The sequence below is a fragment of the Sodalis sp. (in: enterobacteria) genome (assembly GCF_051710625.1).
Lineage (GTDB): Bacteria > Pseudomonadota > Gammaproteobacteria > Enterobacterales > Enterobacteriaceae > JBPESN01.
Genome location: NZ_JBPESN010000047.1, coordinates 1 through 17352 on the forward strand (window position 1 = coordinate 1; position 17352 = coordinate 17352).

Consider the following 17352-nt stretch of genomic DNA (forward strand, 5'->3'; position numbering starts at 1 on the left):
GGCGAAAGGCGGCGACCACCGACGCAACATAGCGTCAGCGGAAACCAAACAGAGCATTGATGCCGAGCCGACCGACTATGGCGGGCGTGCAGCGTCTCCATCAGCCCGGCGATCTCCTCGATAATGCCAGCGCCGCGCTGGCATTATCGAGGAGATCGCCTTCATCGGTGAATTGTAGCGTGCGAGCGGAACGGTCCACCAAAATTGGATTACCCAGCCTCCTCTCAAGCTGTTATAAACACTGGGCGACCGCAGAGGCGGTGAAACCGAGTTTATGCGCTGTCCCCAGCAGGCTGGCGCTTTCCCGTATCACCAGAAAAAATTGTAGATCGGCAGAGTTAAGCATGACTGAATCATAGAATTAGGATATCTAAATATCAATACCCTGTGATTTGATTAGTATGAAAAAAACGACGTGCCGTCTCAGCTAAGGATAATGCCTATGCATCTCCACCACCTCGACACCCCGTGCGTCTTATTGGACCGCGCCCCGCCCGGGGGATTAGCGTGTCAACGTTGAAAGAACCCGAGGTGTTTTTTGCCGCCGGGATCCGCGATATTTTGTACGCCGTTTATATTTCCGCCCGCAAACTCCCGCACGTACTGGCGCTGCGTCGCCAGGGCTGCGATCTGAAAATTATTGTCGATAACGCCGCGTCGGCGCGTCAGGTTGGCGAGTTCGGCCGCGCGCATGACGAGTAGTTTGAGGTCTGAATAGAAGTAGACACCGATAGTCATCGCGCCGGTATCGATCCAGGAGAAGACGAGTTATTAACGGTGGGGACGCTATTACATGACAGCGGCGCCGTCGTAGGCGGCGTACTGACCCCATGCCGGCTCGAGCTATGAACTGCATTCACCGGAAAAACTCGCCGCCCTGGCGGAACAAGAGCGCGCCGGCGCGGTAGTGGCCGCCAATCGACTGCGTCAGGCCGGGATCCCTTGTAAACAGGTCAGCGTGGGTTCGACCCCCACCGCCTTTGCCGCGCAGCAATTGACGGACGTGAGTGAGGTGCGCGCCGGGGTCTATGCTTTTTTCGATTTGGTGATGCACAACGTCGGCGTGTGCGAACTGGACGAAATTGCTTTAAGCGTGTTAACCACGGTCATCGGCCACCAGCAGGAGAAAGGCTAAATTATGGTGGATGCCGGCTGGATGGCGTTGAGCCGCGCCCGCGGAACCGCCAACCAACAGCGGGATTTTGGCTATAGGCAACCCTGCCGGCTGGATGGGACGCCCTTCGCCGGCTTTACCGTTATCGGCGCCAATCAGGAGCACGGCATTATTGCTGCCGAAATTGGCTAGGCTGCGACCGATATTACCACTTTGTTCCCCCTGGGCGCGCAACTACGCATTTTGCCCAATCACACCTGCGCCACCGGCGCGCAACACACGCTGTTTTACGCCTGCGATAAGCAGGGCTTCACCTCGCCCTGGGCATGGTTCTAGGGCTGGTAACGCGTCCGCGTCAGGCAGACGGCGCCGCCGGCGCGGTGAAAGCACTGAACGCACCGGGTCTACGAGCGCTGCGCCAACTCTGATGGCAGCGGATTGCGCGCGCTGCGCAAACAGGGGGCGCCGCAAAAGTACTAACGACCGCGAAAGCAAGGATTGGCCGACGGCATCACGTCGGCCAACGGGAAAGGCTACCCGAAGGTAAGCAGTTGAGGAGGTTCAAACGATGACTCATTAATTTACTTTGGGAGGGGCAATCATGCAGCACAATATCACCGTAAATCCAACGCAAAACGCACCGGCGGCAAGCGCCATTGAAATACCGGGACCCTCAATCTCTATGTTCTCTTGTCCATCATGCTGGTGATTACCGGCGCGGCGACCTGGGCTGTTCCTCCCGGTGAATTTGAGGATGTCCTGCGCGAGGGGGCAAAATTTGCCGTTCCGGGCAGCCTCCATACTATCGCACTTAGCGGTGTCGGTCCGGGAACGTTGGTTACCTTTATCGCCGAAGGCATAGTCAAATCCACGCCGATTATTTTCCTTATCCTGTTTAGCGGCTGCGAGGTGAATGTGCTGGAGCAATCGGGCGCCTTAAGCAATGCGTTTAACGCCATGGCACGGCGAAAAGGCAGTAGCGATACGGTCATCATTCTCAGCGTCTGTGTGCGGTCTTCTCGGTGCTGGGCACCACCGGTGTCGTCATCAACTCGGTGGGTGGCGTTTATTCCGTTAGGCATGCTCCTGGCTAGCTCGATGAACCTGCCGCGTATCTTTGGCGTTGGCCTGATTTACCTGGGCACCTATGCCGGCTTCAATGCCGCCATCATTAATCCCGGCACCACCGGACTGGCCCAACGTCTGGCCGAGCTGCCGCTGTTTCCCGGCATGGGGTTTCGCCTCGGGATTTATTTGGCTTTTGCCGTCTGCGCGATCGTTATTCCTTGCGCTTTACGCCCGCCGTTGTCGCCGCGAGGGGCTCACCAATGAAGACCCGAGTGCACAACAGCGCATTACCGCGCAAGTCTCGATCTCCCACTGGTTTATCCTGGCGTTTACCGCCCTCGCCTTTCTGACATTTATCTATGGCGCGATTAATTACGGCTGGTCAGAAAATGAAATGTCGGCGATGTTTGTCATCGTAGCACTCGGCGTTGGCCTCATTGCCCGTATGCGCGGCGGCGCTATCGCCGACACGTTTTTACAAGGCTGAGCCCAGCTGATTCCCGGCGCGCTGATAGTCGGGCTAGCGCGAGCCATTGCGCTGGTGCTTAGGACATGGGCACATTCTCGATACTCTCGTTAACGCCATTGCCGGCCTGCTGGCGCCGTTAAATGAAATGTTCGCCGCCCTGGGGATGTTCATCAGCGCCGCGGTAATACGCATCGCCATTTCCTCCGGTTCAGGTGAGTCGGCTGCGCTGGTGCCGCTGTATGTCCCGCTGGGTGATGTGTAACGCATCACCCGTCAGGTGACGGTTGAAACCATTCTCCTTGGCGAAGGCGTCATCAACTCGGTCAATCCCACCTCCGGGGTCATGATGGCCGTGCGGGCCATCGGCCGCATCGGCTATGGCCAGTGGCTGCGTTTCGTCTTTCCTCTTACGCTTCTGTGGCTGGTGATTTTCATTATCGCCATCATCATTGGCGTGCAAATCCAATGGGGTCCCTTTTGAGCCGCACCAACGACAGGAGCAATGCCATGACACCACCTTTAACCGGTGCCACGCTGGCGGATCTCGCCCCTTGGCACGACGAGCTAATCGCTTTGCGACACCATTTTCACCAACATCCTGAGCTGGCGTTTGAAGAGCACCGCACCGCCGCTGCCATCGCACGACAGCTCGGCGAATACGGCTATCAGGTCACCACCGGCGTCGCGGACACGGGGGTTGTCGGCACCCTGCTACTGGGCGACGCTAACCGCGCCATCGGTCTGCGCGCCGATATGGATGCCTTACCGATAAGCGAAGAAAATACTTTCGACTACCAAAGCCGTGAGCCCGGTAAAATGCATGCCTGTGGCCATGACGGTTACATGACCCATTCTGCTGGGCGCGGCGCGCTATCTGGCCGCCACACGCTGCTTTAACGGTACCCTGCATGTCATTTTCCAGCCGGCGGAGGAGCGCGGTTTCGACAGCGGTGCGCAAAGAATGGTCGCAGAAGGGCTGTTCGACCGCTTTCCTTGCGACGCCGTGTTCGCCATGCATAATCATCCCGGCCGACCCTGCGGACAGCTGATGAGCCGCCGCGACCAGTTTATGGCCGCCGGCGACCGGGTATTTATTACTGTTCGTGGCGTGGGCGGTTATGTGGCGCGGCCGCATCTGACGCAGGATCCGGTGGTGGGTGCCGCCAGTATTATCATTGCGCTGCAAACCGTGGTGGCGCGTAATGTGCCGCCCGATCAGACGGCGGTAATTACCATCGGCATGCTGCAAGGCGGCAAAGCGCTGAATATTATCCCTGCAGAAGTGCAGTTAGGGCTAAGCATGCGCAGCTTCGATCCGGCCATTCGCGCGCTACTGCGCCAGCGCATTACCGACATTGTGCAGTTGCAGTCGGCCAGTCTGGGATTAAGCGCCGAGATTCATTATGTCGAGGGCTATCTGGTGGTCTGTAATAGCGAGGCGGAAACTACCCTGGTGCTGCAGGTCGCCGCGGAATTGGTGGGCGAGGACAACGTCGATGGCGAAATGGATTTGCTGACCGGAAGCGAGGATTTCGCTTACATGCTACAGGCGCGCCCCGGTTGTCTGATACGCATAGGTAACGGTGAAGCGCCGCAAGCCAATAAGATGTTGCACAACTCGGGTTACGACTTTAACGATAATAATCTGGTGTTAGGTGCCGCTTACTGGTCACGTCTGGTCGAGCGCTGCAGGTCGCCGCGGGCGCGCTGCCGGTGCTGAATGCTGCGCTGACAGCGAATGCCGGGTGTCGATCACCGGGTGCTTGACGCCGGCTGTTGCATGCCGGTTACCGGATGTCGGGCGCCGAAGTCTGGGTGTTGAATGCCGGATGCCAAGAATACCGTTCCCTGTTGTCTGACGAACCAATAAGGTTGATTATGACTGATACATCGCACGTTGCGTTACAGTGCATTACCGCCCCGGACGTGCCGCCGCCGGCCGGCCACTATTCCCATGCGGTAAAAGCGGGCAATTGGATTTTCGTTTCCGGCGTGCTACCGGTGACGGCGTCGCCCAAGGCGGATTTCGCCGCTCAGGCCGAGGCGGCGCTTAACTTGTGCCGGCTGGCAGCAGCGGATTGCGGCTGGCCGCAGGTGGGTGCAATGTACGGCCTATATCGTCGGCATAGACCATTGGCCCGACTTCAACCGGCTATACGCGCAGTTTCTGCAAGACCATAAGCCGGCTCGGGCGGTGGTGCCTGTGCCGGCGCTGCATCACGGGTATTTGATTAAGATACAACTGACGGCGATAGGTGCTTCGCCCCAGTCGCCCCCGCTAACGGAACGCCACAGGGAAAGTTGATTTCGCAGTGGAAATGGATTTGATGCAGCTATGATAGTGTCTGAAATGTTGTCCTGTCTCGTTCTCGGCGTCGGGCTTAGAATATGCGGCGGTATGCTAGGCATTGGCGACGGATTGATCGCCATCCCGGTATTAAGCTTGCTGTTCCATATGGGTCAGTTTCTTGCCCAAGGCACCGCGCTGATTATGATAACCCCCAATGTGCTGATCGGTTTTTTGCGCTACCGGCAGCGTAACCCTGCGGCAAACATTAAAACTGTGCCTGATTGCCACCGTTTCCGCCTGGTTCGCCGCGCAAATGGCATCGGTCATACCCGTCGACAGATTGCAAAAAGCGTTTGCCGCGTTTTTGCTGCTGCTCGCGGCCTATTACCTCTGGCAGTGGTTCGACAGCCGCCGCCATCCGGTTGTCGTTGCCCTCCTTTCCGCCCGGTTTTTGCCCCTGATCGGTATCGCCAGCGGTTTTATGTCGGGCATTTTCACAGTTGGCGGCGGACTGGTGGTGCCGGCGCTGGTATCGCTGTTCGGCTTTAGCCAAACGCAGGCGCAAGAGATCGCCATGGCTCTGGCGGTCCCTTGCGCCTTGGCGGCGTTGTTTCCTTATGCGCAAGCCGGCAACGAGGACTGGAGTATCGGCCTGCCATTGGCGCTGGGCGGGATCATCAGCGTCTCCTAGGGCGTCGCTTTAGCGCACAAGCTGCCCGTGATGTGGCTGAAGTTTGCCTTTTGTATGGTGCTTATTGGCGTGGCAATCGCGATGCTGGCGGCCTGAGAACACGACAACGAGATGATCGCCACGAGCTCGGTGCTACGGCAACGACTGCCGTGGCCCTCTTGGCACCACAATGGCGATAGTTACCGCCACGGCCGCAAGCTATTGCAACAACGGCGGTACCCTGTTCGCGGAGACCTTAGGGTCATCGTCCCGTGAAATTACACATAACATCCATAGACGTGCTAAACGTTTACTCTCCTTACCCTATGACTTCACCCATATAAAAATCCCAATAAATCAAAAATATAGTATAAATCCCCTCAATTATCACCTTCGCTTGGCCACCGTTTCGGTTTCCGTTTCGTCAGAAAACGTTCCTCTAGTGTGTAAAGTTACACAGTGATCACCTTTCGAAATGAGAACTGATTATGAAACACATGATGATCTGCTGTGGCGCCGGTGTGGCGACCAGCACCGTAGCGCTGAAAAAATTGGAAGCTTATTCTGACGGCGGAAGGTTTGCTCGATAAGGTAAGAATTTCGCAGGTACCGTGGCCGAAGCCGCCACCCGCAGCGACCTGGATTTTATCGTCTCCACCTCTCCCGACAAGGTGGCGGTGCCGGTGATTAATGCGCTGCCGCTGTTGACCGGCATGGGCACCGAGAAAGTATTTGAGAGCGTTAAAGCCCAGATCCTGGGCTGAGGATCCCGCCATGTTTATTATCGACTACATTATCAGCACCGGCGCGTCAGTTATGATGCCGCTGATCTTTATTGTATTGGGACTTATCCTGGGGCTGCGGGTATTGCAGGCGATCAAAGCCAGCCTGATGCTGGGCATTGGGTTTATTGGTCTAAGTATTACCGTTAATTTGATGATTGACTCGCTTACGCCGGTCAGTCATGCCATCGTTAATCGCTTCGGCCTGAACCTGTGACCGTATTGGATATGGGCTGGCCTTGCCGCGGCCGCGGCCGCGGTGGCGATGGGCACCCGCGTCGGCGCTCTGATGACCCCGGTGTGCGTCGCACTGAATGTATTGATGCTGTACACCAAAACCACACGTATCCTGAACGTCGATATCTGGAACCTCTGGCATCACGCCTTTGCCGGTTCGCTGGTAGCCATTATCACCGATAACCTGTGGCTGGGTTTATTCGCGGCGGTGCTTAACTGCGCCGCCACCATGGTTATCGCCGATCGCACCAGTAAAGATGTGGAAAAATACCTTAACCTGCCGGGCATTTCCGTCCCACACGGCTTCTCCGCTTCGTTCGTTCCCGCCGCCTGGCTGGTGAATTTCGTGGTGGATCGCATCCCTTATGTACGCGACATTAAACTTGATACCGAGGTGATCCAGCGCCGTCTGTCCGTCCTGGGGGATCCGGCGTTCCTAGGAGCCATCATTGGCGGCGTGGTAGCCATTATCGCGGGTGTAGACGTAAAAGCGATTTTACAAACCGCTATCACCATGGCGGCGGTGATGACCATCATCCCGCGCATGGCTAAAATGCTGATAGAGGGGGTCTACCCTATCAGCGAACGCATTCAGGAAATCGCCCAGGCGCGCGCCGGTTCTTTCGGTCAGATTTCCATTGCTCTGGACTCCGCGGTCAGCGTCGGTCACCCGGTAACGCTGTCGGTATCGATGGTGATGATCCCGATTATGCTGGTACTGACGGCGATTATACCTGGCAATGAGTTTCTGCCGTTCTCCTCGCGCACCGGCCTGCCGTTCGCCTTTGTGCTGGTCCGCCGCCGATTGCCGGGGCGATATGTTCCGCACCCTGCTCACCGGTCTGCTGACGTTAAGTCTGGCGCCTCTGGTGACCAGCACCGCCATCAGCACCGGCTTCTCTCTGCCTAACGGCTGCTTCAGCATTAGCAGCGTTGACTACGCCGGCGCCATGCTGCCTTGGGCAATGATCCAGGGTTTTAAAATTCAAAGTGGTGGGCGTCGTGGTCCTCACCGTAATAACCGTACTGCTGGCGCTATGGAACCGGCGCAAAATCCTCCAAGAAGCGCGCGAACTGGCGCAAGCGCAGCAGGCTGAAGCCAATGTGGGGAATGTAGTGGCACACTGAATTTGGCCACCTAAACAGAGGCGATATGCTCACCTCAGAACAACACCGGGTGCACCAATGAAAAGAAAAAATTTTAGTCCTGAATTCAAACGCGAGTCCGCTCAACTGGTTGTCGACCAAAATTACACCGCCGCGCCAGCAGCAAAAGCCATGGACGTCGGCCTTTCTACGATGACGAAATAGGTAAAACAACTGCGTGATGAGCGGCAGGGGAAAACGCCAAAAGCCTCTCCCATAACCCCGAAACAAATCGAAATACGTGAGCTCAAGAAGAAGGTACAACGCATTGAAATGGAAAACGAAATATTAAAAAAGGCTACAGCGCTCTTGATGTCAGACTCCCTGAACAGTTCTCGTTAATCGGGAAACTCAGAGCACATCATCCTGTAGCCATACTCTGCCACGTGTTCAGGATTCATCGCAGCAGTTACAAATACTGGAAAAGTCGGCCTGACAGGCCAGACGGCAGGCGAACGGTATTGCGCAGTCAGGTTCATGAACTGTACAGTATCAGCCATGGTGCCGCTGGCGCGAGAAGTATCGCCACCATGGCAACCTAGAGAGGCTTCCGGATGAAACGCTGGCTCGCAGGCAGGCTCATGAAAGAGCTGGGGCTGGTCAGTTGTCAGCAGCTGACGCGCAGGTATAAGCGTGGCGGTCAGGAGCATGTTGCGATCCCGAATTATCTTGGGCGCCAGTTCACTGTAACGGAGCCAAACCAGGTATGGTACGGCGATGTGACGTATATCTAGACCGGGAAACGCTGGTCATACCTTGCGGTTGTTCTTGATCTATTCGCGAGGAAACCGGTGGGCTGGGCTATGTCGTTTTCCCCGGACAGCAGACTGAGCATCAAAGCACTAGAAATGGCATAGGAAACGCGTGCTAAACCAGTTAAAGTGATGTTCCACAGCGATCAGGGTAGCCACTATACGAGCAGGTAGTTTCGACAGTTGCTGTGGCGTTACCGGTTCAAACAAAGCATGAGTCGGCGGGGTAACTGTTGGGATAACAGTCCGATGGAGCGCTTCTTCAGAAGTCTGAAGAATGAGTGGATACCGGTAACGGGTTACATAAGCTTCAGCGAAGCAACTTATGAAATTACCGACTATATCATGGGATATTACAGCGCATTCAGGCCGCATAAATATAACAGTGGGTTGCCACCAAACAAATCAAAAAATAGATACTGGAAAAACGCTAACGCGGTGGCCAGTTTTAGTTGATCACTACACACCGCTCATCTCCGGGAAAATACATAAGGGAAAATCAGCGCGCTTGCCATGCCGTACAATGCGAAATTATACCACTCGAGAGCGATCCCCCGACCGTAGAAGCCAGGGCAGAACGTTTCGGATCGGACATACTCTACCCCTTTAATGCCAAGTGTAACGTGACCATTGCTTTTTGCGCTGCCTCTTCAAGGGTTAGCTCAAGACGTAACCATCCTCCAAACTGAGTTAATGCAATAGCGGTTAATTCCGGTTCGCTGATAAGCGTGGCGTCACCAGGCGCCTCCGTCCAATGCACGCCATCGAGGAAAATTTTTGGTCTGACCACTAGATGGTCAAAGTCAGCGATCTTGGGGTGGACCGTGAGAAAAAATAGCGCCTCACTCGCCCAACCGCATTCGTAAGGGTTGCTGGAAAATTGCTGGCTTATCGGCTGGCGCAGCTCAATAACCGAGGAATAAAATTCTTTCATTATTATATTCCCTACTTCGTAGGATTAACGTAACCGTCGGTGGAAATAACCACAGAGTCAAGGTAAAGGAAGACCCGACGATTCGCGCCGGTTTCGACGAAGAAGACGGGATTCAATAAACCGGTAATGCCTTTATGTTCTAACGCCAGCGTCGGTTGTTTTCCCCGCAAATTCATTATTTTAGCCATACATTGTAATTCCACATATTGCCGCTGTGAAACATCAATGGTTAACCGAAAATGCATCCAATTAATTTTGTCATCCGATTCATTGGCGACCAGATCCTGATCTCCCCCTTCAATCCATCGAAATCCGTCCCCCGCACCATCAGCCTGACGTTGATTATACCACTGCTTATCAACGCCGACTTTATGCCAACCGTCATGACCGTAGTTCCAACGTCGATGATCAACGCCCTCATTAACCCTGAAATATTGCCAGCGCTTGATATGTTCCCCATCAGCGCTGTTGACGTAGCGCACTCCGGGCATCCAGCGATTTCCCTGACTCTGTAAATCAACAAAACAACCAAAGGCCCTGACGTCCTTATCGCCAATGCCGGCAACAGAGAGTTCGGGCGTGTAGGTGAACCAGGCTTCCACCTGTAGTAAATGCAGGCTTCCAGGTACCGTTATGCGTTTGATAGCGGCGAGCCCCATACTCCCCGGCGCAGGCGGTTGGTCAATAGGGGCACTGTTGGCCCGCGTGGTTAACTTCAAAGACCGGCTTCCGCTCAACGCGCCATGGGTGGTACCCATCATCGGAAAAGTGGCGGACGATAGCATTGTCGACCCCCAATGAATAAGATCGATTTCTTCAGAATGCGGCGCGAAATCGGATTTAACAAAATTAGGTCTCAAATCCAGCCAACTATTATGGCCATGATTGAAATTATCAAAAGTAATGATCTTTTCGAGCGGGTTATATTTTGCAAGGCTGTAATCATACGTGGCGCATTCTCTTATTTTAGCAATAGCGATACCTTCCATTAGCGAGAATGGCATGGTGAATATCGGGGATTACCGGCATGACGTACGGCGCAAACCGCCACGCTTGTTATTTAAGCGTAAAAAGATAGCCTATTTACTCTTTCTCTATTTCCAGAACAGAAATGATAAAATCAGCATAATAGCGGCGTTAGCGATTGGTAAAGCCGCTTGAGGTAGTTGTGTGAAGTGGAATACATAATTGACCTTACTAGATATCAGAAAACACCATTTCGGCCGGACCAATTACAGCGAGCTGCAATCAGTCGTTCTCGAGGGGTGACGAGGAAAACATATGGCCGTCGAAATCCACCGCCGTAATGTCTGCCAATTTAAGCATTTTATTTTTAACATTTTTAATATTTTGCCACATTGCCCGTTTCGCTCCGCGGGCGACGCGGCGTTGAATCGCCTGCACGATGCGTAAACGGTCTTCATACCATTTCCAGCGCGCGCTGAAATCGCTGGTGTCACGATGTTGGTTTAGCCACATACCGTCCCGGTTGCGCAGTTTCCAGCTCTCCTGCATTATCGCCACCAGATAGTGTGAATGCTCATCGGTATCGTCAGCAATGATGCCGGAGGAAAGTTGTTCTCGCTCCAGCTCAATCGCTTTACGCAACTCCAGAATGTCGTTTCTGTTCGCCCGCAGTGCGGCAAATGAGGCGATTTCACTTTCCATAGGCTGTCTGGCCTGCAATAGCTCAAACACGCCGCCGCCCACGCTGTCCGACAATGGGCTCAGGAGTCAACGTCGACTCGGGGGAAGGCAGAACATGGACGCCGGAGCCTTTGCGGATTTTGACACACTGTTCAAGTTCGAGCAGGATGAGCGCTTCTCTGACAATGCTGCGGCTGACCTCGAATTGTGCCGCGAGATCACGTTCCGCCGGCAATTTATCGCCAGGTTTAAATGCACCTCGCTGAATGGCGTCGCGCAGTTTCTGTTTAATTTTCTGGTATGGTCTCATGCTTGCTTTATCCATTTACGATAACACGGGACTGACCAAATGGGCGCCCTTTGGTCACTCCAATAGCACGGTTATCATAACGTCTCTTATGCCCAATAGCCAATGTCCGTCACCCTGAACGTTCCCCGGCGCATTTTACGCAGGCTAAGGGAACGGGTGGCTTCCCGAGGGCCAGGGCGGTCATGCCCTTAAGCAGGCGGCGCGCAAATGAAGTGCAGTCAGGAGAAACGCCGCTAAAAAGTGAAGATTAAGCCCATCCGTGCGGTAAGAAAAAAGAGTCGTGGTCTGCGATAGCCCTAAGCGCCACAAGGAAAGGAGTTAATGATCTTCACGTTCTGCGAGGCAGCAGCAAGGCGGGGTTACCCGCGATGATGGCGTCATCGCGATGACGGCACCCCACGGCCTGACACGTCTGTTTTCAGGAAGTCCATGACCACCATCTTTCTTTTCTTTCAAGGATTATGTAGGATGGGGGCATCTTGATTTATGGAGCGTTTCATTTTGACAACCCTTATGCCGCATGGCTGCCGACCGGTACGCCAGCAGCCAGCGTATGGCAATGGCTTTATGGCCGCCGTGTTCCGCGTATTCTTTCCTGTAGATGGGCATCTGCGCTGATCCGCATCATAACCGTGTAATTAAGGCCAAGATGTCCATGCTGTTGATCAAAAAATATTCCAGGCTCGAAAATGCCACGCTGATCATGTTTACGGCGTTTATATTTTTCAGCACGCTGTTTTGCAACGTCACCAAAGTTAACAACCTGTTCCATCTTTCCTGCGGTCTGCTGCTGTTGAGCCTGCTATTTCGCGGTCAGCTTTATCGCAATGCGCAGCAGGATCGGGTCACGCTGCGCGGATTAGGCCTGATAGCGCTGGTAGCTGTCTATTTTGCCCTTAGTAATATCTGGGGGGGCGATGCGGGGGAGACCGTCTCTACACTGACCCACGGCGTTTACCTGATAATTTTCACCTTCCTCGGGTCGCTAACGCTGCAAAATGCCAGCCGTCACATGGTCATGGTCGCGGCAATCGCGGGCGTCACCGTCCTGTCGGTATTTACCATCTCCACCGACACCAGCAAGGTCATTTATTTGCGAAAAATCTCCGAATTCAACCCCGGGCCCGACAATGTGATTGACCTGGCCGGCTATTGCGCCATCGCCATTATGCTAAGCATGGTCATCGCCCGGGAACAGCGACGCGTCGGTTACCTCCTGTTGGCGGTCATCCCGGCGGTCATGCTGGTTATGACCCAAAGCCGCGGCCCCTTACTGGCTTTAGTGCTGGTCATGCTGGCAACACTGCGCTGGCGGCGACCCGCCCCGCGCGCGATGGGGTTTGCCGTGCTGCTGGCGCTACTCGCGGCGCTATTGTTGATCTTTACGCCGGTCGGTGATCTGCTGCTGATGCGGTTTGAGAGCCTGAGCAATGAATCCGGATTGCGCCTGAGTATCTGGCACCATGTGCTGGCGGAAGTGGCCTTGCGTCCCTGGCTGGGGCTGGGTTTCAATCACGAACTGAATTTTATTAATTACGATGGCACTCAGATCAGCACCGCCCATAGCGTCTATCTCGGCACGCTATACAAAGGCGGCGTTATTGGCCTGGTGCTCCTGGCGTTGCTGCTGGGTTACGGGCTGTTATGCGCTCTGCGCGCTTTCAAAGCGGGATATCGCCTGGAAGCAGCGATATATCTTTTCATGCTGCTGTTTATCGCCTCGCAGGGGATGTTTATGATTAGCAATCCCCGTGAGACGTGGATCTTGTTTTGGTTACCGTTGACGGTAGTCTTCAGCGCCGGTAGCCGCGCGGCAACGGGTTAATTCCCCATTACGGCGGTGACGGACGCCCGCTGGCGTGTGATGTCGGACAGCTTGTCATCCACCGCCGAGCATAATGCGTCTAGCGGCAAGTCGCTTACCCGCGGTTGATCGGTGACCAACCACACCGCACTGTCATAATGGGGTGCCCAGATGTTATAGCCTAGCAGCCCACTATCTTTAAGCCGCCGCATATTGTATATCGCCACCAAGGGCGTGTTAAAGGCGCAGGCCATATGCACGATTGAAGTATCGGGACTGACGACCAGATCGGCGCTGCGCACGATCTCTACCGCCGTGTTAATGGTGCTGTCGGCGATAAACGCCGCATTAGCTAACTCCCACCGCCGCAGCAAATCGCCGCGACCGATCAACAGCACGCGAAAACGCGCGTTGCGCTGCCGCAAATGGGCAATCAACCCTGCCACCTGTTCACGGGAAAAATCTTTATTTTTAGACCCGGTGAAGGGATTAATGGCGATGAGCCATTCGTCGGAGGGGCGCGATAAGTAAGGCGCCAGCACGTCGGCGGCTGAGGGATCGCGTCCGAGCGAATAGCAAAACGGCGCCGGCGGCAGGTTAAACTGCGCCAGCACCGCCCGGTGGTGTTCAGTAATATGACGTTCACTATCCAGCCAAACCAGCTGCGGCGCATAGCGCGCCGAACCCGATTTATTGAAACCGATTACATAGCGCGGCGCCAAATGGTGCAAGAGCCGTAGTCTTTCGTAATTCCGCACGTCGTCAAAATCGATGACCACATCAAAACGCTGCTGACGCAGAACGCTCAGCTACATCCGCTTATCGTAGCGATAGGTGTGGTGTACAGCATCGCTGTACGTTAGTAACGCCTCGCACACAGGACCGGTAAGGACCGAAATGTGATACCCCTTATCGGCCACAGTTGCCCGGCGTTCCCTGTGGTGATGACCTGACCATATCGCCGATTTTATCGTCCAGGCGCAATAGCAGGATCCGTTTGATCTTGTCCGGTGCCCATGCCTGCGGACGGCATGTCATGTTCAGCCACGCGTTCAGCCCTTTAAATTTGAGCTGGCGCAGCGCCGCATTCTTGGCGCGGTTAAGGTGTTTCAGGATGTGCATAGCTATCCGCCGGGCTGGCGCGATTCAGAAATTGGGGGACAAAGATAACAAGCGCACTAACGATCCGCAAGAAAGCAGTACGGCCACCCAGAGCTGTAGCAGTTTTGATGCAAACGAAAGCGTCGGCTAAAAATTCAGCCAAAATTGATATCAGTTCTCAACGATTAATGAACTTGGCTCATACATGCGTGCACATTTTGTCCCCTAATGTTCTGACCTTACCTCACGTATCCTGTCTTTCCCCCGCCTCAGTCAAAAAGGCTAATCGCGGGGAAGATTACACATTAAGGCCCGCGTCAACAGGTGGGGGAAACGGAGGTCATTGCATGCAAAGTAAAACGTTAAATAACGGCGTTTCTATGCCGCTGGTGGGATTTGGTGTTTACCAGATCAATCACCCCGCTGAATGCGAGCGTGCCGTGCGGGAAGCCATTTCCTTAGGCTATCGCCTGATAGATACCGCCGAGTCATACCAAAATAAAATTCAGGTGGCAACGCCTTAAAACAAAGCGGGTTGCAACGTCATGCGTTTTTTGTCACCACCAAACTTTGGCTGCAGGATGCCAATTATGAGGGGACAAAGGCGTAATTCGAGCGATCCCTTAATCGCCTGCAGCTCGACTATTTGGATCTTTAGCTTATTCATAGGCCTTATGGCGATATTTACGGCGGCTGGCGTGCAATGGAAAAACTGTATCTGGCCGGCAGGATCAGGGCGATAGGCGTTAACAATTTTTATCCCGATCGCCTTGCCGATATCATGGCATTTAACAAAGTTCCCCCTGCGGTAAATCAGGTAGAAATTAACCCTGTTTACCAACAACCTCATGCCGTTGCTTGGATGAAAAGCAAGGGGATTCAACCGGAAGCCTGGGCCCCCTTCGCTGAAGGGCGTCAGGAGATATTCCACCATCCACGTTTGCAGGCTGTTGTAGGTCATTATGGCAAAAGCGTGGCCCAAGTGATCCTGCGCTGGCTCGTGCAGCGAGGGATCGTCTCGCCGGCGAAATCAGTACGAAAAGATCGGATGGCTGAGAATATTGTGCTTTTCGACTTTGAACTCGGCGAGGAAGAAATGACGCATATTGAAGCGTTGGACAGCGGTGCCAGCGCGTTCTTCTCATACCGGGATCCGGCCAGAGTCGAATGGTTAACGGTACGTCAGTTAACTGTTTAGCCCGGCCGTCATAAGGCATGTTGAGTCGCGTTTATCGATCGCATTTGCTCGGCACGTCGCTGTCATCATTGCCGTTTACCTCCTGGGCGTCTCTTACGCTTATACGCACATCAAGCGAAGGGGCGCAATCCAGCTATCGGCGCCGGCGGCGCTATGGATTAATCTACCACGGTACCGTATCATCATCGTCAGGAGATAGCGTTTACTTGCGGTCAGCGGTGACAAAGTAAAACCTTTAGAGCCCCGCCCGGACCGATAACTAACGATCGACCACGGGTACGCCGGTCAGTGCGCCACACCAGCACAGCATTAATAAAACGTTTACGCGATGCAGCCGTTGGCGGCGCGGCAAAACGCGCATCTCTTTCAGCATCTCCTTTTTTCTGCCGCCTAGTATAAGTGCTAATTGTGCCATTTCTATTGGCAATGTATCTCTCATTGGTCGGCAACGGTAACCCGGTGATTACCGTTATTTACCTGCGACCAATTCTTAACAAATCAATTGCTAAATCGTCTAAGATAAACGCACGTTTAAACGTAACACCCAGAGACGTTCATCTCAGTAGTACTATTTCTAAAAAGCGTGTAAATTTATTGTTCTCTCTAACACAGAGAGGGCAATACGGCAGAGCCCTTTCTGGCAGAAAATGACAAAAATACGGAGAGATAAATCACAAAAAATTAATTATTTTAGTAAAATATTTATCACGAGCGCTCAGGACTTACGTCGTATTTTATACGTGTTTGGCTCATTAAGTACCTTACTGAAAATTATTAATCACTTTTGCTATAAAAGGACCAGCGAGAATAAATTATATTTCATCTTTTATTTGTCAAACATGTAGAATCCCTGAGCGCAGATCAAAGAAGAGTAGTTTTACTAAATGGGATTTCCTGACCGGACTAGTCCGTGCTAACACATTCGTGTGGTACCACTGCGGCCACCACGCTTGGCTTGACGATAGATCCGGTAATACTCTCCAAGGTTTTAAAGGTATGCCCACAGTTGATATTAGTACATTGATGATAACGTTTTTTCGTTTTTTCGCTCGAATAATGACTGGAACGCGTATGGGCTGAAGATTTGCAGAGGGGCAGTACATCATGGCAATTTCTTTTTATTGATTTAACTATCGGCACTTAAAAAATATCATCAAGGGAGCGGACTTAACAAATAGTTAATAACCTTAATACCTTAACTATTCGTTGTGTCATCCTTTGACAATAAACCAATCGTTAAATCTACTCACTCAGTGAGTAAGATGTGTTATTTGGCGGATTAATTGGCCCTTAAGCGCTCAATTACCCTGCGCCTGCCCGCTAGCCTCAGGTGTAGTGGTCAACTAAAACTGGCCACCGCGTTAGCGTTTTTCCAGTATCTATTTTTTGATTTGTTTGGTGGCAACCCACCGTTATATTCATGCGGTCTGAGTGCGCTGTAATATCCCACGATATAGTCGGTAATTTCATAAGTTGCTTCGCTGAAGCTTATGTAGTCCGTTACCGGTATCCACTCATTTTTCAGACTTCTGGAGAAGCGCTCCATCGGACTGTTATCCCAACAGTTACCCCGCCGACTCATGCTTTGTTTGATCCGGTAATGCCACAGCAACTGTCGGAACTGCCTGCTCGTATAGTGGCTACCCTGATCGCTGTGGAACATCACTCCGCCTGGTTTAGCACGCGTTTCCCATGCCATTTCTAGTGCTTTGATGGTCAGTCTGCTGTCCGGGGAGAACGACATAGCCCAGCCCACCGGTTTCCTCGCGAACAGATCAAGAACAACCGCAAGGTATGCCCAGCGTTTCCCGGTCCAGATATACGTCACAT

At 53.5% G+C, this 17352-nt stretch carries 20 protein-coding genes and 5 pseudogenes; 16 read left to right on the forward strand and 9 right to left on the reverse strand.

Features of this window, described 5'->3' with window-relative positions; translation table 11 throughout:
• Positions 1–510 precede the first annotated feature (510 nt).
• Entirely contained in the window at positions 511–738 is a 228-nt protein-coding gene (locus tag ACTBDU_RS11415; RefSeq protein ID WP_438806529.1) for a hypothetical protein, read from the reverse strand.
• 169 nt (positions 739–907) lie between these two features.
• Here ACTBDU_RS11415 and ACTBDU_RS11420 point away from each other — a divergent pair, with 169 nt between their 5' ends.
• From ACTBDU_RS11420 to ACTBDU_RS11485, 14 genes and pseudogenes are all read left to right on the forward strand, one after another.
• Positions 908–1135 carry a hypothetical protein gene (locus tag ACTBDU_RS11420; protein ID WP_438806530.1) on the forward strand — a complete coding sequence of 76 codons (228 nt, stop codon included), beginning with the start codon at positions 908–910 and terminating at the stop codon, positions 1133–1135.
• Positions 1136–1138: 3 nt separating this feature from the next.
• A complete protein-coding gene (locus tag ACTBDU_RS11425; protein ID WP_438806531.1) occupies positions 1139–1306 on the forward strand; it encodes a hypothetical protein in 168 nt (55 codons plus the stop codon).
• Between the two features lie 21 nt (positions 1307–1327).
• The gene (locus tag ACTBDU_RS11430) at positions 1328–1450 is read left to right on the forward strand and encodes a hypothetical protein (RefSeq protein ID WP_438806532.1); all 123 of its coding nucleotides are present in this window, start codon (positions 1328–1330) and stop codon (positions 1448–1450) included.
• A gap of 363 nt (positions 1451–1813) precedes the next feature.
• Positions 1814–2446 (forward strand): hypothetical protein, encoded by a 633-nt coding sequence (locus tag ACTBDU_RS11435; RefSeq protein ID WP_438806546.1) that lies wholly within the window; start codon positions 1814–1816, stop codon positions 2444–2446.
• A gap of 269 nt (positions 2447–2715) precedes the next feature.
• A pseudogene (locus ACTBDU_RS11440) lies at positions 2716–3132 on the forward strand (hypothetical protein).
• A 26-nt stretch (positions 3133–3158) separates the two neighbouring features.
• Complete coding sequence (locus ACTBDU_RS11445) at positions 3159–3548, forward strand: M20/M25/M40 family metallo-hydrolase (protein ID WP_438806533.1); 390 nt, start codon at positions 3159–3161, stop codon at positions 3546–3548.
• A gap of 7 nt (positions 3549–3555) precedes the next feature.
• On the forward strand, positions 3556–4371 hold the full coding sequence (locus tag ACTBDU_RS11450) for an amidohydrolase (RefSeq protein ID WP_438806547.1): 816 nt from the start codon (positions 3556–3558) through the stop codon (positions 4369–4371).
• A 158-nt stretch (positions 4372–4529) separates the two neighbouring features.
• A complete protein-coding gene (locus ACTBDU_RS11455) occupies positions 4530–4832 on the forward strand; it encodes a RidA family protein (RefSeq protein WP_438806534.1) in 303 nt (100 codons plus the stop codon).
• Positions 4750–4956, forward strand: coding sequence for a RidA family protein (locus ACTBDU_RS11460; RefSeq protein ID WP_438806535.1), 207 nt, complete (start codon positions 4750–4752; stop codon positions 4954–4956). Before ACTBDU_RS11455 ends, ACTBDU_RS11460 begins: the two co-directional genes overlap by 83 nt.
• 93 nt (positions 4957–5049) lie before the next feature.
• Positions 5050–5728, forward strand: a pseudogene (locus ACTBDU_RS11465) (sulfite exporter TauE/SafE family protein).
• A 494-nt stretch (positions 5729–6222) separates the two neighbouring features.
• On the forward strand, positions 6223–6375 hold the full coding sequence (locus ACTBDU_RS11470) for a hypothetical protein (protein ID WP_438806536.1): 153 nt from the start codon (positions 6223–6225) through the stop codon (positions 6373–6375).
• A gap of 55 nt (positions 6376–6430) precedes the next feature.
• Positions 6431–7540: pseudogene (locus tag ACTBDU_RS11475) on the forward strand (PTS transporter subunit IIC).
• An 83-nt stretch (positions 7541–7623) separates the two neighbouring features.
• Positions 7624–7758, forward strand: a complete 135-nt coding sequence (locus tag ACTBDU_RS11480) for a hypothetical protein (protein ID WP_438806537.1) — start codon at positions 7624–7626, stop codon at positions 7756–7758.
• 57 nt (positions 7759–7815) lie between these two features.
• Positions 7816–8984, forward strand: a pseudogene (locus tag ACTBDU_RS11485) (IS3 family transposase).
• Between the two features lie 142 nt (positions 8985–9126).
• Here ACTBDU_RS11485 and ACTBDU_RS11490 read toward each other — a convergent pair.
• The 4 genes from ACTBDU_RS11490 to ACTBDU_RS11505 form a co-directional block, all read right to left on the reverse strand.
• Positions 9127–9462, reverse strand: a complete 336-nt coding sequence (locus ACTBDU_RS11490; RefSeq protein WP_438806538.1) for a hypothetical protein — start codon at positions 9460–9462, stop codon at positions 9127–9129.
• 11 nt (positions 9463–9473) lie between these two features.
• Positions 9474–10466, reverse strand: coding sequence for a DUF6772 family protein (locus tag ACTBDU_RS11495; RefSeq protein WP_438806539.1), 993 nt, complete (start codon positions 10464–10466; stop codon positions 9474–9476).
• A gap of 244 nt (positions 10467–10710) precedes the next feature.
• A complete protein-coding gene (locus tag ACTBDU_RS11500) occupies positions 10711–11172 on the reverse strand; it encodes a hypothetical protein (RefSeq protein ID WP_438806540.1) in 462 nt (153 codons plus the stop codon).
• Positions 11153–11434, reverse strand: a complete 282-nt coding sequence (locus ACTBDU_RS11505) for a FadR/GntR family transcriptional regulator (RefSeq protein ID WP_438806541.1) — start codon at positions 11432–11434, stop codon at positions 11153–11155. The genes ACTBDU_RS11500 and ACTBDU_RS11505 overlap by 20 nt, the downstream gene beginning before the upstream one ends.
• A gap of 646 nt (positions 11435–12080) precedes the next feature.
• Here ACTBDU_RS11505 and ACTBDU_RS11510 point away from each other — a divergent pair.
• Positions 12081–13244 carry an O-antigen ligase family protein gene (locus ACTBDU_RS11510; protein WP_438806542.1) on the forward strand — a complete coding sequence of 388 codons (1164 nt, stop codon included), beginning with the start codon at positions 12081–12083 and terminating at the stop codon, positions 13242–13244.
• Here the strand turns inward: ACTBDU_RS11510 and ACTBDU_RS11515 are convergent.
• Together ACTBDU_RS11515 and ACTBDU_RS11520 are read right to left on the reverse strand one after the other, a co-directional pair.
• On the reverse strand, positions 13241–13981 hold the full coding sequence (locus tag ACTBDU_RS11515) for a glycosyltransferase family 9 protein (protein WP_438806543.1): 741 nt from the start codon (positions 13979–13981) through the stop codon (positions 13241–13243). The two genes, ACTBDU_RS11510 and ACTBDU_RS11515, sit on opposite strands and share 4 nt — an antisense overlap.
• Before the next feature lie 151 nt (positions 13982–14132).
• Complete coding sequence (locus ACTBDU_RS11520; protein WP_438806544.1) at positions 14133–14345, reverse strand: hypothetical protein; 213 nt, start codon at positions 14343–14345, stop codon at positions 14133–14135.
• A 326-nt stretch (positions 14346–14671) separates the two neighbouring features.
• Between ACTBDU_RS11520 and ACTBDU_RS11525 the strand changes: the two are divergent.
• A pseudogene (locus tag ACTBDU_RS11525) lies at positions 14672–15522 on the forward strand (aldo/keto reductase).
• A gap of 903 nt (positions 15523–16425) precedes the next feature.
• Here the strand turns inward: ACTBDU_RS11525 and ACTBDU_RS11530 are convergent.
• Together ACTBDU_RS11530 and ACTBDU_RS11535 are read right to left on the reverse strand one after the other, a co-directional pair.
• Positions 16426–16620 carry an ogr/Delta-like zinc finger family protein gene (locus tag ACTBDU_RS11530; RefSeq protein ID WP_438806548.1) on the reverse strand — a complete coding sequence of 65 codons (195 nt, stop codon included), beginning with the start codon at positions 16618–16620 and terminating at the stop codon, positions 16426–16428.
• Positions 16621–16861: 241 nt separating this feature from the next.
• On the reverse strand, positions 16862–17352 hold a 491-nt coding region (locus ACTBDU_RS11535; RefSeq protein WP_438806545.1), incomplete at its 5' end, for an IS3 family transposase.

Coding starts and splice junctions, on each gene's coding strand:
- ACTBDU_RS11415 (WP_438806529.1), bottom strand. CDS start 738: ATGACTATCGGTGTCTACTTCTATTCAGACCTCAAACTACTCGTCATG.
- ACTBDU_RS11425 (WP_438806531.1), top strand. CDS start 1,139: ATGGTGGATGCCGGCTGGATGGCGTTGAGCCGCGCCCGCGGAACCGCC.
- ACTBDU_RS11435 (WP_438806546.1), top strand. CDS start 1,814: ATGCTGGTGATTACCGGCGCGGCGACCTGGGCTGTTCCTCCCGGTGAA.
- ACTBDU_RS11445 (WP_438806533.1), top strand. CDS start 3,159: ATGACACCACCTTTAACCGGTGCCACGCTGGCGGATCTCGCCCCTTGG.
- ACTBDU_RS11455 (WP_438806534.1), top strand. CDS start 4,530: ATGACTGATACATCGCACGTTGCGTTACAGTGCATTACCGCCCCGGAC.
- ACTBDU_RS11490 (WP_438806538.1), bottom strand. CDS start 9,462: ATGAAAGAATTTTATTCCTCGGTTATTGAGCTGCGCCAGCCGATAAGC.
- ACTBDU_RS11495 (WP_438806539.1), bottom strand. CDS start 10,466: ATGCCATTCTCGCTAATGGAAGGTATCGCTATTGCTAAAATAAGAGAA.
- ACTBDU_RS11505 (WP_438806541.1), bottom strand. CDS start 11,434: ATGGATAAAGCAAGCATGAGACCATACCAGAAAATTAAACAGAAACTG.
- ACTBDU_RS11520 (WP_438806544.1), bottom strand. CDS start 14,345: ATGCACATCCTGAAACACCTTAACCGCGCCAAGAATGCGGCGCTGCGC.